Genomic DNA, 14597 nt, shown 5'->3' on the forward strand with positions numbered 1-14597 from the left:
TTGGTTGATCCACCGCTGCTTAACGGATAACCGATAGGAATCAAACTCCTAGCCTTGGTGCCTAAGTGATGCGCGTAGTGCGCGTGATACGGTGCCCTGGCCGTGGCCTTCGCGGTCACCAGGGTGCGAGGTAGAAATGCCTGCATCTCCCGTATTTGGAAAGGTGTTTATGGTGAGTCAACTGACTGATGCGTTTGCGCGCAAGTTCTACTATTTGCGTCTGTCTATCACAGACGTCTGCAATTTTCGTTGTACCTACTGTCTGCCGGATGGTTATCAGGCCAATGGCACCAATCCGCATCGCTTTTTGTCACTTGATGAAATCCGGCGCGTCAGCCGCGCTTTCGCCGAATTGGGGACGGAAAAAGTTCGCCTTACTGGCGGTGAACCGTCTCTGCGCCGTGACTTTGTCGATATTATCGCCGCAATCCGCGAAAACCCCGCGATTCGTACGCTGGCCGTGACCACCAACGGCTATCGTCTTGCGCGGGATGTTGCGCAGTGGCGCGATGCGGGACTAACCGCGCTGAACGTTAGCGTGGACAGCCTGGATGCACGCCAGTTTCATGCGATTACCGGGCAGGATAAATTCCGGCAGGTGATGGACGGCATTGATGCCGCATTTGACTGCGGCTTTGCCAAGGTCAAAGTCAACACGGTGCTGATGCGCGATGTGAACGCGGGCAGCCTGCAAACCTTCCTTGACTGGATTAAACACCGTCCGATTCAACTACGCTTTATTGAGCTGATGGAAACAGGGGAAGGGGGCGACGTGTTTCGCCGTCACCACGTTTCCGGCGAGGTGATTCGCCAGCAGCTGTTACAGCAAGGCTGGCAACAACAGCAACGCGCACGCAGCGACGGCCCGGCGCAGGTGTTCAGCCATCCTGACTATCAGGGCGAAATCGGGCTGATTATGCCGTATGAGAAAGATTTCTGCCTGAGCTGTAACCGTCTGCGGGTTTCTGCTGTGGGGAATCTTCATCTGTGCCTCTTTGGTGAACAGGGTATTCCACTGCGTGATTTACTGGCCGACGATCGCCATCTCGATGATTTGAAAATGCGTATCTCGGGCGGGCTGTCGGCGAAGAAGCAGACCCACTTCCTGCATGAAGGGAATAGCGGCATCACGCAAAACCTGTCATTTATCGGCGGTTAATCCGCGACATCACTGATTTTTAAAGGAGCCTGGCATGAGCAAAGTCAGCAGCGAATTCGTTTCTCTCAACCTTGCGGTACTGACCGTTTCCGAGCGCCGTACGGCAGAAGATGACACCTCCGGTGACTATCTGCGCGAAGCAGCGCAGTCCGCGGGGCATCGTATTGTCGATAGCGCCATTGTGAAAGAGAACCTGTACCAGATTCGGGCACAGATCTCGGCGTGGATTGCCAGTGACAATGTGCAGGGCATTCTGATTAATGGTGGAACGGGCTTTACCGCAGGGGATGTGGTGCCGGAAGCCATTGGTGTTTTGTTCGACCGGGAAATCGAAGGCTTCGGCGAACTGTTCCGTATGGTGTCGTATGAAGATATCGGTACGGCGACGCTGCAATCCCGTGCGCTTGCCGGTCTGGCGAATCAGACGGTGATTTTCGCGATGCCAGGTTCGACTCGCGCCTGTCGAACTGCATGGGAACGCATCATTCAGGAACAGCTGGATGCGCGCCAGAAGCCGTGCAATTTTTACCCGCACTTGAAAAAATCCTCTTAACGATAAGCCTTATTCACTATGTCATCATCTAAATCCATGGCGCCATCATCTACGCCACAATTGACCCACATTAACGCCGCTGGCGAAGCCGCGATGGTGGATGTTTCCGCTAAAGCGGAAACCGTGCGCGAAGCCCGCGCGGAAGCTTTCGTTGAAATGGCGCCGCAGACGCTGGCAATGATTATTGCCGGCAGCCATCACAAGGGCGATGTGTTCGCCACCGCACGCATCGCTGGCATTCAGGCTGCGAAACGCACCTGGGAACTGATTCCGCTTTGTCACCCGCTGCTGCTGAGCAAGGTGGCTGTCGAGCTGGAAGCGCAGCCGGAACACAATCGGGTACGCATTGAATCTGTTTGTCGCCTGACGGGGAAAACTGGCGTAGAGATGGAGGCGCTGACGGCAGCCTCTGTCGCCGCGCTGACTATCTATGACATGTGCAAGGCCGTGCAGAAAGACATGGTGATTGGTCCGGTGCGCCTGCTGGCGAAAAGCGGCGGCAAATCCGGCGATTTTACGGCGGAGGGAGCATGATTAAGGTGCTGTTTTTTGCGCAAGTCCGTGAACTGATCGAGACAGACAGCCTGTCGCTGCCTGCCGAGTATGCCACCGTAGAGGACGTAAGACAGGTGCTGTGCCAGCGTGGCGCACGCTGGGCGCTGGCGCTGGAGTCGGGCAAGCTGCTGGCCGCGGTGAACCAGTCGCTGGTTGAGCTGACTCACCCGCTACAGGACGGTGATGAAGTGGCGTTTTTCCCACCGGTAACAGGGGGCTGATCGTGACAGAAACGCGTATTCGGGTCGGTGAAGAGAACTTCAGCGTAGGGGATGAATATCAGTGGCTGGCGCAGTGTGATGAAGACGGCGCGGTGGTGACGTTCACGGGTAAGGTGCGTAATCACAATCTGGCGAAAGACGTCAGTGCGTTGACGCTGGAACATTACCCCGGCATGACGGAAAAGGCGCTGGCGGAGATTGTCGAGTTGGCCCGTGAGCGCTGGGAACTGCCGCGTGTGAGCGTGATTCATCGGGTGGGCGCACTCTATCCGGGCGATGAAATTGTGTTCGTTGGCGTCAGTGCGGCCCACCGCAGCGCGGCGTTTGATGCCGCCCAATTTATTATGGATTATCTGAAAACCCGCGCACCGTTCTGGAAGCGTGAAGCAACGCCGGAAGGCGAACGCTGGGTGGAATCACGCGACAGCGATAAACAGGCTGCGCAGCGCTGGTAGTCCATTTCTGTGTTAGGATAAAAGGATGGCGGGGAGGGCGCTTCAGTCTCATTCCCCCAAACAGGCGGTTCGCGCCGCGTTAATCAGATAACTTTATGCAAAGGTAGCATCATGGACAGATATCCACGCTCGGGTTCAATCGTTGAGCGCTCGCAGTCTGGTCTCCAGGCCTATATGGCACAAGTTTATGGTTGGATGACCTGCGGCCTGCTGCTGACGGCGTTCGTATCTTGGTACGCGGCGAATACGCCTGCCGTACTGAATTTTATCTTCTCCAGCCAGATCACCTTCTTCGGACTGATCATTGCCCAACTGGGGCTGGTCTTTGTGATTTCCGGCATGGTACAGCGTCTGAACGGTGCGGTCGCCACGTCGCTGTTTATGCTCTATTCCGCGCTGACGGGGCTAACGCTCTCCAGCATCTTCATTATGTATTCCGGTGAATCCATCGCCAGCACCTTCGTTATTACGGCGGGGATGTTTGGGGCAATGAGCCTGTACGGCTACACCACAAAGCGGGATTTGAGCGGTTTCGGCAGTATGCTGTTTATGGCGCTGATCGGGATTGTGCTGGCTTCGCTGGTGAACCTGTGGCTGAAGAGCGAAGCGCTGATGTGGGCAGTAACCTATATTGGCGTGGTGGTGTTTGTCGGGCTGACCGCGTATGACACCCAGAAGCTGAAAAACATCGGCGAGCAACTGTCCGTTGATGACAAAGACAGCTTCCGCAAATACTCCATTGTAGGCGCGTTGACCCTGTACCTCGACTTCATCAACCTGTTCCTGATGCTGCTGCGTATTTTTGGTAACCGTCGTTAATTCTTGCTCATCTATCTGGCGTGGTTTCCTGCGCCAGATAGCTTCCTACCTATTATTTCCCTTACTCGCTATTACGCAATATTCCGTCGGAAAATGGCATAGGCCGCCGAGCCGGTGGTTAGCGTGATGATGAACAGCGGCCAAAGGCTTCCCCAAATAATGCTGAAATCTGCATCCTTAAGGTAAATCTGCTTGGTGATGTCGGTAAAGTGACGAATCGGGTTAACCCAGGTGAGGTGCTGCAACCAGATCGGCATGTTCTCAACCGGTGACACATAGCCGGAAAGCAGAATCGCGGGCATCAGGAAGACAAACACGCCGATAAACGCCTGCTGTTGCGTTGAGCAGAGTGAGGAAATCAGGAGGCCGAAGCCCACCAGCGACAGGCCGTAGATAAGCATCGTGGTGTAAAACAGCAGCAGCGATCCGGCGAAGGGAATATGGAAAATCAGTATGCCCGCCAGCAGCACGATCGTGGCCTGAAACGTGGCGACAATCAGCGCGGGGACGGCTTTGCCAATGAAAATCTGACTGGTGGACAGCGGTGAAACCAGTAACTGTTCCAACGTACCCTGTTCTCGCTCACGTGCCACGGAAAGCGCCGTAACAATCAGCACGCCGATGGTGGCAATCATGGCAATCAGCGACGGTACCACAAACCATTTGTAGTCCAGATTCGGGTTATACCAGTGACGCACCACCATCTCACTGTTGTTTGGATTGGAAGTGCTCTGATTCGCGCCGCTTTGAGCCGGTCTGGTCGCCAGCAATGCCAACTGATAATCCCGCACGATGTGCTGCACATCGTTCGCGGCGATCTGCGCGCTGTTGGAGCGTCTGCCGTCGAGAATAAGCTGAAGCGATGTGCTGTTCTCGCTGGCGATATCGCGTGAAAACTGCGGCGGGAAGCGCAGGATCAGAAGCGCACGTTGATTATCAAGCGTCGGTGCAATGTCCTGCGAGTTATGCAGCATCAGCACGTGAGAAAAGGACTTCGCCTTGGCAAAGCGCTGCGTCAACTCTATCGCGTGGGGGCCGTTATCTTCGCTGTAAACCGCAATGGTCGCGTTGGTCACATCGAGCGTCGCGGCGAAAGGAAATAGGGAAACCTGAAGGATAACGGGTAGCACCAGAATAGAGCGCGTTTGCGGATCGCGCAGCAGCGATTGCAGTTCCTTAATAATCAACGTCCACAGACGATGCAGCATAATCGCTCCCTAATCCAGCCTGCGCCGGGTTTGCCAGGCCGTTAGGCCAATAAAGACCAGCGCGGAGAGAATGAGAAACAGCAGGTTAGTCATCAGCACCGTACCGATATTCCCCGCGAGAAACAGCGTTTGCAGCGTGCTGACAAAATAGCGCGCCGGGATGAGGTACGACACGCCGCGGACGAATTCAGGCATGCTGTCGATTTCAAAAATAAAGCCGGACAGCATGATGGCTGGCAGAAATGCTGCATTCAGCGCCACCATCGCGGCGTTGAACTGGTTGCGGGTGAGGGTGGAGATTAGCAGCCCCATGCCTAGCGTGCTGGCAAGAAACAGGCTGCTAATAACGAACAGTAAAATCAGCGAGCCGCGATAGGGCACCTGCATGATGAAGGTGGAAACCAGAATACACAGCGTCATGGCGATCATCCCAAGAAAGTAATACGGGATGAGTTTGGACAGCAGCAGTTCGGTACGGGTGACCTGCGTCGAGAGCAGCGCCTCCATCGTCCCGCGCTCCCACTCGCGGGCGATGACCAGCGACGTGAGGATGGCACCAATTACCGTCATGATGATGGTGATCGCGCCGGGGATGATGAAATGCTGGCTGATGGCGGCCGGATTAAACCAGTAGCGCGATTGCACCTCGATAAGCTGCTCGAACGTATCGCCGCGATCTTCTGCCCGCTGCTGCTGCCACAGCAGCCAGATACCTTCTGCGTATCCCTGCACAAAATTTGCCGTGTTGGGTTCGCTGCCGTCGGTGATGACCTGGATCGGCGCGCGATCGCCCGGCCGCGCTAGCCGCTCGGCAAAGTCGGTGGGGATGACGATCAGGCCGCGAATGCTGCCAGCCTGCATCTGCTGAATTAGGTGCTGACGATTATTACTGATGGTCGGCTCGATAAACGGCGATGCTGCAAAGGTGTTCGCCAGATCGCGCGCGTCCTTACTCTGCTGTTCCATCAGGATACCGACGTGCAGGCGGCTGGAATCCAGATTAATGCCGTAGCCAAAAATAAACAGTAACAGCAGTGGAATCACGAACGCGATCAGCCCGCTGCTGGGATCGCGCAAGATTTGTCGTGTCTCTTTCAGGCACAGCGCCCGCAGACGACGTGTGGAGAAATGCGTGCTACCGTGCTGGCTTGTGCTGTCCTGCTCAACGCTATTCTGTTCAACCACGTTCTGCCTCCCCGTCGTACGCCTGAATCAGCGTGATAAACGCTTCTTCCATCGTTGGCGATGGCGTCTGTGCGCTGGCCGCCTGCTGTTTCAGTTGGTCCGGCGTGCCGCTGGCGATCAGCTTGCCGCGATACACCAGTCCGATGCGATCGCAGTATTCGGCTTCGTCCATGAAGTGCGTGGTGACCATCACGGTGACACCGCGGTTGACCATGCCGTTGATATGTATCCAGAACTCGCGCCGGGTCAGCGGATCGACGCCGGAGGTCGGTTCGTCGAGAAACAGAATGTCGGGCTCATGCATCAGCGCACAGGCCAGCGCCAGCCGCTGTTTGAACCCTAGCGGCAGAGCGTCCGGCGTCTGGCGATAAATGGGCTGAAAGTTAAAGGCGTCGGTCATTCCGGCCATTTTATCGCGCTGTGCCTTGCCCTTGAGCCCATAGACGCCGGAGAAAAACCGCAAATTCTGTTCGACGGTCAGGTTGCCGTAGAGCGAGAACTTCTGCGCCATGTAACCCAGATGCTGGCGGGCTTTGCCGGAGCTGGTTTTCAGATCCATATCGAGCACCAGCGCTTTGCCGTCAGTCGGCACCAGCAGGCCGCACATCATCTTGAATGTAGTCGATTTTCCCGCACCGTTCGGGCCGAGCAGGCCGAAGATTTCTCCCCGTTTCACCTGAAAACTGACGTGATCGGTCGCGGCGAAATCACCAAATTTTTTCGTCAGCGCCTGGGCTTCAATCACTGTTTCACCACCGCTGACGTCAATCTGCGGCATGATGCTCGCCAATGATGAATCGCTGGCTGGGCCACCGCCCAGCAGGTCGATAAAGGCATCTTCAAAGCGCGGTTCGGTGTTGTGCAGGCAGCCTGCTTCTAGCTGCAAGGCGGAGAGCAGCGATGCTCGATCCGCGTCGGGTTTTAGCATCAGCCTGACGTACTGCCCTTGAATCACACCGTCGCTGACCTGTGGTAAACGCAGCGCGTCCTGCAACACATCCCGATGTCGGCGATCGCCGGTATCAATCAGAATACAGCGTCCGGCCATGCGTGCGGTCAGATCGCGCGGCGCACCGCGATACAACAGTTCGCCTTCGTTCAGTAGCAGCACATCCCGACACTGTTCCGCCTCATCGAGATAAGACGTGCTCCACAGGATCAACATGCCGTCGTCAGCCAGTTCGTGCACCATATGCCACAGTTCACGGCGAGAAATCGGGTCGACGCCGACGCCAGGCTCATCCAGCAGGAGTATCTTAGGCTGCCCGAGCAGCGTACAGGCCAGCCCCAGTTTCTGTTTCATGCCGCCGGAGAGTTTGCCTGCCAGTCTGTCGGTAAAGCGGGTCAAGTCGGTAAACGACAGCAGGCGATCGAAGGTTTCTTTGCGTATTTCGCCGATAATACCGCGCAAGTCGGCATACAGCGTCAGGTTTTCCATGACCGTCAGATCTTCATACAGGCCGAATTTTTGCGGCATATAGCCCAAAATGGCATGCAGTTGACGATCCTCCTTGATGGGATCCAGATTCGCCACGCGCAGCGTACCGCTGCTGGGGGTTAACAGCCCCGCCAACATACGCAGCAGGGTGGTTTTACCCGCACCGTCTGGGCCAACCAGCCCGGTCACGGCGCCGCTGCGTATCTCGGCGGTAAGGCTGGCTAGCGCGGGCTTTTCCTGTCCGGCAAAGCGTTTTTCCAGCCCGTCCAGCGCGATCTGCGCAGGAGAATTAGTCATGGCGAACGGGCTCGTGAGTGCGATTGGCCTCTTCCGCGCGCACATCTTCAAAGCGTAGCGTGACCGGCATCCCTTGCCGTAATCCGTCATCGGGATCGGTAACGACAATGCGCAGTCGGTAAACGAGATCGGTGCGGAGATCTTCGGTTTCGACGCTTTTCGGCGTGAACTCGGCGCTTGGTGAGACAAAACCGACTTTGCCACGGTAGGGCTGATTGGGGCGGCCATCGGTGTAAATCAGCATGTGGCTACCGGGTACGACGCGGCCGAGATCTTTCTCGCTCACGTAGGCGCGTACCCAAACCGGGCGAGTGAGGGAAAGGGTGAAAACGGTACTGCCCGCCGCCAGCATGCTGCCTTTTTCGGCGGCGCGGGTGAGGATCACGCCGGGAGACGGCGCCAGCAGTTCGGCATCCTGCTTATCCAACTCTGCCTGTGCCAGCCCGGCTTCGGCCTGTGCTACTGTGGCCTGCGCGGCGGCAATTTCCTGCGGTCGGTTACCGCGTTCGAACTGGCTCAGCTTGTCTTTCGCTGCCTGTAGTGCTGCAAGCGCTTGATTGCGTGATGTTCTGGCATCGTCCAACATGTTGGCGGAAATGGCGCGCTTATCCCACAGCCCCTGCTGGCGCTGGTAGAAGCTGTTGGCGTAATCATAAGCCGCCTGACTCTGGACAGCCTGAGATCGTACCTGCGCGATCTCTTCCTGTCGGTAGCCTTCCTGCGCCAACTGAAGCTGTGCCTGTGCGCTGGCGAGATTTGCCTGCGCCTGATGCTGTGCATTCTGATAAGGCGCGGCATCAAGCGTTGCCAGCGGCTGGCCGGCCTGCACCGTATCGCCCTCATCAACGTTCAACCCGGCCACTCTGCCGCCAACGCGGAAGGCCAGATTGACGGTGCGGATATCCACATTGCCGTAGAGCGTTAACGGTTTTTCCTGCTGTTGCTGGTGGTGATAAAAGCCATAGCCTGCACCGAGCAGGACAAGAACGATGGCGGCGAACGCCAGTTTTCTCTTGTTCATCACGCATAGTTCCTTGTTTATCAAGAATAGCTCCTTGTTCATCAACGGTGATCTTGGCAACGGTAGCGATCCCGCAGGCCGTTCAGAGGATGCGTCGTCTCTTATTTCTGGAGGCTATTAATCATATGACGGGTTACAGAGGTTTATGGCGATTTAGAGTGATCGAGTTCACAAAAATACATTGCATTCGGCCGATACTTTCAGATACCTCCACTTGTGTTGTTTTTATGTATTTGATTTTAAATAAAAACATTAGGAATGTAGCAATATTGTAATTTATTTCATTGAATGATAATAATTGTTATTAGCAATTACATAGCAAGCAGGCGGCATTGATGCAGTGCATAGGGCGGAAAGCCCCTGTGTTCAATGCCTGAGCCGGTAATAACCCGCCAAGATGTTTCGCGTGCAGCGAAGCATTTTGGCGTTTTTTTGTCTGTGCCGAGGTGGTTGTTTTCAGATAAGCGCCTCGTCACAAGTGGTGATTTTTATTCACGGTTGGATACATAACCAAAGGGGAAGGACAGTGAACCAGATGCGCACTTTACTCGCATTGATGCCATGCGTGCTGATTGCTCCGACGTATGCACAGGATGACACGACCAAAAAGGGTGAAGCGAGCGGTGATGAGATGGTGATTACCGCCTCACGCTCGAATATCCAGCAGCAGAAAGCGCCGCAGGTGGTTACGGTAATCACCAAAGAGCAAATCGAGCAGCAGATGCAGGTCACCTCCGACTCGTCGCAAATTCTGAGTAATCTGCTTCCTTCGTTCTCCCCCAGCCGTCAGAAAATGAGCGGCAGCGGTGAAACCTTCCGTGGGCGTGCAGCTCTGGTGATGATCGACGGCATTCCGCAATCTAATCCGCTGCGTCCGACCGGGCGTGAGATGCACACGGTAGACTACTCGATGGTCGAGCGCATCGAAGTGATTCACGGCGCGAATGCCACCAACGGCATGGGCGCGACGGGTGGGGTAATCAACATCATTACCCGTCGGCCGGAAAACGGTTCATTTAATCAACACGTCAACGTGCAGACGACGATCCCGACGGAAAAGATTCGCGGTGAAACCGCCAGCTATAAAACCACGTATCGGGTCGATGGGCGCGAGGACTATCTCGACTACCTGTTCGCGATTGGCTATGAGAATCAGGGATTATATCTGGACGGCAATAACCGACCCATCGGCGTGGATAATACGCAGGGCGATACCATGGACTCCCGCGCTTACGACCTGTTAGCGAAAGTCGGCTACTGGCTGGATGACTATCAGCGCATTCAACTGAGCGTGAATCGTTATAACATCAAAGGTGAAAATAACTACCTCAGCGTAGATGGTATTCGTACACAAGGTATTCCAACGACGTCGGTACGCGGCACACCGCCGGGTGAAGCGCCGAATAACAGTATTTGGACAACCGGATTAACCTATGAACACCACGATCTGGCAGGGATGAAACTGTCCGCGCTGGTGTTTAATCAGCGCTATGAGGCACTGTTTGGTGCAACCTTGTCGGATACCTTTCAGGATACGTCCATTGCTCCTCTAAATACGTTGTACGATCAGTCCCGATCGGTTGCCAATAAGTACGGAACCAAGCTGGCGCTGACCAAAGATGACCTGCTGGATGATACGCTGAAAGTCACGGTGGGTTTCGATACGCTGTACGATAAAGGCAAGCAGGATCTCTATCTGACCAAGCGCACCTATGTGCCGGAGATGGAGTACACCAACTATTCACCGTTTATTCAGGGTGAATATCAGCTGCTGGAGAATGTCACGCTGCACGCGGGTGTACGCCATGAAATTGCCAAGCTTCAGGTTAATGATTATCGAACACTGGCATCAAGTACGAATTTATCTCCGAATAATAGTGTAAGTGTCGAAGGTGGCAGTCCGAAATTCAATGAAACGCTATATAACGCCGGTATCGTCTATGCGGCGACGGATTCTCTGAGCCTGTTTGCTAACTACTCGGAAGGATTTGGCATGCCGGACGTTGGCCGTGCACTGCGTGCTATTGAACAGCCGGGTATTAGCCTGAAGAATTTTGACGGCTTCAAGCCGATTGTCACGGATAACGTAGAAACGGGATTCCGGTTTAAGAAAGGTCGTTTCGATCTTGAAGCAAGCTACTATGAATCCAAGTCGAAACTGGGTGAGCGCGTCAGGCAGCAAGGCGATTTCTTTGTGTCCGATCGTCAGCGTACTCAGATTCGTGGTGTCGAAGTGAGCGCAGGTTACCAGATCAATGAACGGCACAAGGTGAATGCTTCCTACGCGCACAGCGAAGGGAAGTATGACAGTAACGGCGATGGCAAGGTGGATAAAAAATTCAACGGCCTGAATATCGCGCCGGATCGCCTGATTACCAGCTGGTCGGCGAACTGGAACGACCAATGGAGTTCGTTCATGCAGGCGAATTATGCCTTCGGCCGCAGCTTTGACGATGCAGGCATGGCGTTTGACGGCTACCTGCTGATGGATGCGGCGGTGGGCTACAAGCTGCCGTATGGCCGGCTCAACGTGGCGGTGGCTAACCTGCTGGATAAGCAGTACATCACCTACTATTCACAGGCCGCACTCAATAACAACACGCGCTATTTCTCTGGGCGCGGTCGCACGGTGACGCTGGGTTATTCGATTGATTTCTAAGCTTAACCGATTGAATCACGTCCTCCATTCAGCAACACGGCAGCGTTTTACGCTGGCCGTGTTGTTGTCTTTTCTGCTGGTGACGCTGGCGCAGGCGACGGAACCACCGCGTCAGATTAGGCATGCGCTGGGCGTGACCACGGTGGCAGGGACGCCGTTACGTGTTGTGACGCTGTTTCAGGGCGCGACGGACTCCGCTGTGGCGCTGGGAATCCAACCGATTGGCGTGGTGGAATCGTGGACGGAGAAACCGATTTATCGCTACCTTCGCCCCGCGTTGCAGGGGGTGACGCTGGTTGGGCTGGAAACGCAGCCCAGTCTGGAAACCATCGCGTTACTCAAACCCGATCTTATCGTGGCGTCTACATTTCGGCATGAGAAAATCTACGGTCTGCTGTCGCAGATCGCCCCGACGATTGCGCTGGATAGGGTGTCGGAATTTAAAGAAACGGTACAGATGATGGGCGTCGCGCTGAACAGGGAAGATAAGGCGCGCGAGATTTTATCCCACTGGAATCAGCGCGTGGATACGCTGCGCGACCGCCTGAAAGCGCGATTCGGCGAACGTTGGCCGCTCAGCGTTTCCATTCTCGAATTCCGTGAAGATCACATGCGTAGCTATCTGCCCGCCAGCTTTGCCGGATCGGTGCTGTCGGAAATCGGCTTTGTCTGGTCGCGGCCGGAAAGCTATACGTCAGGCGTGATGCAAAAGCTCACGAGTAAAGAGAGCATTCCAGTGGTGGACGCCGATCTGTTCTTTGTTTTACTGCGTTCAGGCAAGCCCGCGGTGGCGCAGAACTATCGCGACTGGCAGGCTCACCCGCTTTGGCAGCGGCTGCATGCGCCTCAGCAGAAACAGGTGTATCCGGTGGATAACGTAGCCTGGAGCCTGTCTGGCGGCATTTTGGGGGCGAATAATATGCTGGACGACATCGAACGGCAGTTTGCTGGTAAGACCGAACCTGCCGATAAAAAGCGCGATGTCGCAGAGGAGAGCACTACGCGATGAGACAGAGCATCGTGACGGCAGCGGGTATCGCATTACTGCTGCTGAGTATTGTCGCCAGTTTGATGTTGGGACAGACGACGACTTCATTTGGCACCGTGTTCAACGCGCTGTTCCATTACGATCCGCAGCAGATCGACCACATACTGGTGTTGACGACTCGCCTGTCGCGAACGGTGATTGCTATCGTCGTCGGTGCCAGCCTTGCCGTAGCTGGAGCCTTAATGCAGGCGCTGACGCGCAATCCGCTGGCCTCGCCGGGGATATTCGGTATTAACGCCGGTGCCATGTTTGCCATCGTCCTGCTGTCTTCGCTGTTTACCTTTTCCTCGCAGATCGCGCTGGCGTGGACGGCCTATCTGGGCGCGGCCGTTGCGGGCGTGATGGTGTATGTGTTGGGAACGCTGGGCAATGCCCGTTCCAGCCACTTACGCATTGTGCTGGCCGGCGCTGCGATTAGCGCACTGTTTATTTCGTTCACGCAGGCGCTGCTGGTGATCAATCAGGACGGGCTGGACAGCATGCTGTTCTGGCTGGCTGGTTCAGTGTCCGGGCGCAACCTGTCGGTGCTGCTACCGCTCCTGCCGTACTTTGTCATTGCGCTGTTCCTTACGCTGCTGCTGGCGCGTCACCTGAATATTTTGGTGGCGGGCGATGAGATCGCCAAAGGATTGGGGCAGAGGACTGCGCTGGTGCGAGGATTGTCCGGGCTGTGCGTGATCGGGCTGGCGGGAGGCGCGGTGGCAATCGCCGGAAATATCGGTTTTGTCGGGCTGATTGTGCCGCATATTGTGCGTCGCGTGCTGTCAGCCGATCACCGCTGGCTGTTGCCCGGTTGCGCTATTTTCGGTGCCACGCTGCTGCTGCTGGCCGATGTTGTCGCGCGTTTGCTGGTTGTGCCGCAGGAAGTACCGGTTGGTGCAATGACGGCGCTGCTGGGCGCGCCGTTCTTCATTTATCTGGCGAGAAAGGGGATGCGGCATGGGTAAGGTGTGGACCATGCGTGTGGGCAATATTTCGCGCCAGATTGATCGCCGTACCTCTGCGGTGGCGCTCTCTCTCCTGCTGGTGGTGTTAGCCGTCATGTTTCTCTCGCTGTCGCTGGGTGAGGTGGTGATGTCTCCTGCGCAGGTGGCGTCGGCGCTGCTGGGAAAGGCAGACAGCGGCGTGCACTTTATCGTCAACGACCTGCGCTTGCCGCGTGTGCTGTTAGCGCTGTTGGTGGGGGGCGCGCTGGCGATATCCGGCTTGATTCTGCAAAGCATTGTACGCAATCCGCTGGCCTCGCCGGATATTCTGGGGATTACCAGCGGTGCATCGGCAGCGGCGGTATTCTTCCTCTCGTTCCTGGCGACGGCGGTAAGCCAGCGCTGGCTGCCGCTGGCAGCAATGGGCGGGGCGTGGGTGACGGCGGTCGCGATTTATCTGCTGGCCTGGAAGCAGGGCGCATCGCCGCTGCGGCTGGTGTTGGTTGGCGTTGGGCTGTCCGCCATTATGGGTGCGGCGGTGACGGTGATGCTGGTGTTTAGCCCAATAGGCACCACGCTGACGGCCTATGTGTGGCTGACGGGCAGTATTTATGGTGCGCAGTGGCAGCAGGTGTCGGCGCTGGCGGGTTGGTTGCTGCTCGGTGCCCCGTTTCTGGTGGGGCTGGCGCGGCACGTTAACGTGCATGAGCTGGATGACGCGCTGGCCTGCGGTGTCGGCCAGTCTGTCGGACGCATTCGGCTGGCGCTGCTGACGCTGAGTGTCGCGCTGGCAGGCGCGGCGATTGCCTATGCAGGCGCGATGGCGTTTGTTGGCCTGCTGGCCCCGCACATTGCGAAAAAGCTGGCGAGCCGTTCATTTCCCGGTTTGGCGCTGGTGTCGGCGCTGACGGGCGGCTTATTGGTCATGGTGGCTGATTTGATCGGCCGCACGGCGTTCTTACCGTTGGATCTGCCGGCCGGCATTTTTATCTCCGTGCTCGGGACGCCTTTCTTTATCTATTTATTGCTTCGGCAACGTTATTGAGATTGCAA

Annotated in this window: 14 protein-coding genes and 1 riboswitch; of the genes, 10 read left to right on the forward strand and 4 right to left on the reverse strand. The window is 56.1% G+C overall.

Annotation, left to right across the window (positions count from 1 at the left end; genetic code table 11):
• The first annotated feature begins 33 nt into the window (after positions 1 to 33).
• Positions 34 to 182: riboswitch (molybdenum cofactor riboswitch) on the forward strand.
• The 6 genes from moaA to R9X49_RS04305 all read left to right on the forward strand — a co-directional run bounded on the left by moaA (position 170) and on the right by R9X49_RS04305 (position 3762).
• Complete coding sequence (gene moaA / locus R9X49_RS04280; RefSeq protein ID WP_010297668.1) at positions 170 to 1159, forward strand: GTP 3',8-cyclase MoaA; 990 nt, start codon at positions 170 to 172, stop codon at positions 1157 to 1159. Its footprint overlaps the riboswitch before it by 13 nt.
• A gap of 34 nt (positions 1160 to 1193) precedes the next feature.
• Positions 1194 to 1712: a molybdenum cofactor biosynthesis protein B gene (moaB, locus tag R9X49_RS04285; protein WP_319847326.1), complete on the forward strand. Its 519-nt coding sequence runs from the start codon at positions 1194 to 1196 to the stop codon at positions 1710 to 1712.
• Between the two features lie 18 nt (positions 1713 to 1730).
• A complete protein-coding gene (gene moaC / locus R9X49_RS04290) occupies positions 1731 to 2246 on the forward strand; it encodes a cyclic pyranopterin monophosphate synthase MoaC (RefSeq protein WP_319847327.1) in 516 nt (171 codons plus the stop codon).
• Positions 2243 to 2488, forward strand: a complete 246-nt coding sequence (gene moaD, locus R9X49_RS04295; protein WP_319847328.1) for a molybdopterin synthase sulfur carrier subunit — start codon at positions 2243 to 2245, stop codon at positions 2486 to 2488. Before moaC ends, moaD begins: the two co-directional genes overlap by 4 nt.
• Before the next feature lie 2 nt (positions 2489 to 2490).
• Complete coding sequence (gene moaE, locus R9X49_RS04300; RefSeq protein ID WP_271873635.1) at positions 2491 to 2943, forward strand: molybdopterin synthase catalytic subunit MoaE; 453 nt, start codon at positions 2491 to 2493, stop codon at positions 2941 to 2943.
• A 111-nt stretch (positions 2944 to 3054) separates the two neighbouring features.
• Positions 3055 to 3762: a Bax inhibitor-1/YccA family protein gene (locus tag R9X49_RS04305; RefSeq protein ID WP_319847329.1), complete on the forward strand. Its 708-nt coding sequence runs from the start codon at positions 3055 to 3057 to the stop codon at positions 3760 to 3762.
• A 71-nt stretch (positions 3763 to 3833) separates the two neighbouring features.
• Here R9X49_RS04305 and R9X49_RS04310 read toward each other — a convergent pair whose 3' ends face one another.
• The 4 genes from R9X49_RS04310 to hlyD are packed head-to-tail and all read right to left on the reverse strand — an operon-like array spanning position 3834 to position 8911.
• Positions 3834 to 4970, reverse strand: coding sequence for an ABC transporter permease (locus R9X49_RS04310; protein ID WP_319847330.1), 1137 nt, complete (start codon positions 4968 to 4970; stop codon positions 3834 to 3836).
• A gap of 9 nt (positions 4971 to 4979) precedes the next feature.
• Positions 4980 to 6155, reverse strand: coding sequence for an ABC transporter permease (locus tag R9X49_RS04315; RefSeq protein ID WP_319847331.1), 1176 nt, complete (start codon positions 6153 to 6155; stop codon positions 4980 to 4982).
• On the reverse strand, positions 6148 to 7890 hold the full coding sequence (locus R9X49_RS04320; RefSeq protein WP_319847332.1) for an ATP-binding cassette domain-containing protein: 1743 nt from the start codon (positions 7888 to 7890) through the stop codon (positions 6148 to 6150). Before R9X49_RS04320 ends, R9X49_RS04315 begins: the two co-directional genes overlap by 8 nt.
• Positions 7883 to 8911: a secretion protein HlyD gene (hlyD, locus tag R9X49_RS04325; protein WP_319847333.1), complete on the reverse strand. Its 1029-nt coding sequence runs from the start codon at positions 8909 to 8911 to the stop codon at positions 7883 to 7885. The genes R9X49_RS04320 and hlyD overlap by 8 nt, the downstream gene beginning before the upstream one ends.
• Positions 8912 to 9446: 535 nt before the next feature.
• Here hlyD and R9X49_RS04330 point away from each other — a divergent pair.
• Genes R9X49_RS04330 through R9X49_RS04345 form a run of 4 tightly spaced genes read left to right on the forward strand, consistent with a single transcriptional unit; the run spans position 9447 to position 14589 of the window.
• The gene (locus R9X49_RS04330; protein WP_319847334.1) at positions 9447 to 11570 is read left to right on the forward strand and encodes a TonB-dependent receptor; all 2124 of its coding nucleotides are present in this window, start codon (positions 9447 to 9449) and stop codon (positions 11568 to 11570) included.
• Entirely contained in the window at positions 11560 to 12579 is a 1020-nt protein-coding gene (locus R9X49_RS04335) for an iron-siderophore ABC transporter substrate-binding protein (RefSeq protein ID WP_319847335.1), read from the forward strand. The genes R9X49_RS04330 and R9X49_RS04335 overlap by 11 nt, the downstream gene beginning before the upstream one ends.
• Entirely contained in the window at positions 12576 to 13565 is a 990-nt protein-coding gene (locus R9X49_RS04340; RefSeq protein WP_319847336.1) for an iron ABC transporter permease, read from the forward strand. The genes R9X49_RS04335 and R9X49_RS04340 overlap by 4 nt, the downstream gene beginning before the upstream one ends.
• Positions 13558 to 14589 carry an iron ABC transporter permease gene (locus tag R9X49_RS04345; protein WP_319847337.1) on the forward strand — a complete coding sequence of 344 codons (1032 nt, stop codon included), beginning with the start codon at positions 13558 to 13560 and terminating at the stop codon, positions 14587 to 14589. Before R9X49_RS04340 ends, R9X49_RS04345 begins: the two co-directional genes overlap by 8 nt.
• Positions 14590 to 14597: the final 8 nt, after the last annotated feature.

Source organism: Pectobacterium carotovorum (assembly GCF_033898505.1).
In the GTDB taxonomy this organism is placed as follows: Bacteria; Pseudomonadota; Gammaproteobacteria; order Enterobacterales; family Enterobacteriaceae; genus Pectobacterium; species Pectobacterium carotovorum_J.

What these genes read in the sequence shown, in the direction of transcription:
- moaA (WP_010297668.1), top strand. Translation starts at nt 170, where the DNA reads ATGGTGAGTCAACTGACTGATGCGTTTGCGCGCAAGTTCTACTATTTG.
- moaB (WP_319847326.1), top strand. Translation starts at nt 1,194, where the DNA reads ATGAGCAAAGTCAGCAGCGAATTCGTTTCTCTCAACCTTGCGGTACTG.
- moaC (WP_319847327.1), top strand. Translation starts at nt 1,731, where the DNA reads ATGTCATCATCTAAATCCATGGCGCCATCATCTACGCCACAATTGACC.
- moaD (WP_319847328.1), top strand. Translation starts at nt 2,243, where the DNA reads ATGATTAAGGTGCTGTTTTTTGCGCAAGTCCGTGAACTGATCGAGACA.
- R9X49_RS04305 (WP_319847329.1), top strand. Translation starts at nt 3,055, where the DNA reads ATGGACAGATATCCACGCTCGGGTTCAATCGTTGAGCGCTCGCAGTCT.
- R9X49_RS04310 (WP_319847330.1), bottom strand. Translation starts at nt 4,970, where the DNA reads ATGCTGCATCGTCTGTGGACGTTGATTATTAAGGAACTGCAATCGCTG.
- R9X49_RS04320 (WP_319847332.1), bottom strand. Translation starts at nt 7,890, where the DNA reads ATGACTAATTCTCCTGCGCAGATCGCGCTGGACGGGCTGGAAAAACGC.
- hlyD (WP_319847333.1), bottom strand. Translation starts at nt 8,911, where the DNA reads ATGAACAAGAGAAAACTGGCGTTCGCCGCCATCGTTCTTGTCCTGCTC.
- R9X49_RS04330 (WP_319847334.1), top strand. Translation starts at nt 9,447, where the DNA reads ATGCGCACTTTACTCGCATTGATGCCATGCGTGCTGATTGCTCCGACG.
- R9X49_RS04340 (WP_319847336.1), top strand. Translation starts at nt 12,576, where the DNA reads ATGAGACAGAGCATCGTGACGGCAGCGGGTATCGCATTACTGCTGCTG.
- R9X49_RS04345 (WP_319847337.1), top strand. Translation starts at nt 13,558, where the DNA reads ATGGGTAAGGTGTGGACCATGCGTGTGGGCAATATTTCGCGCCAGATT.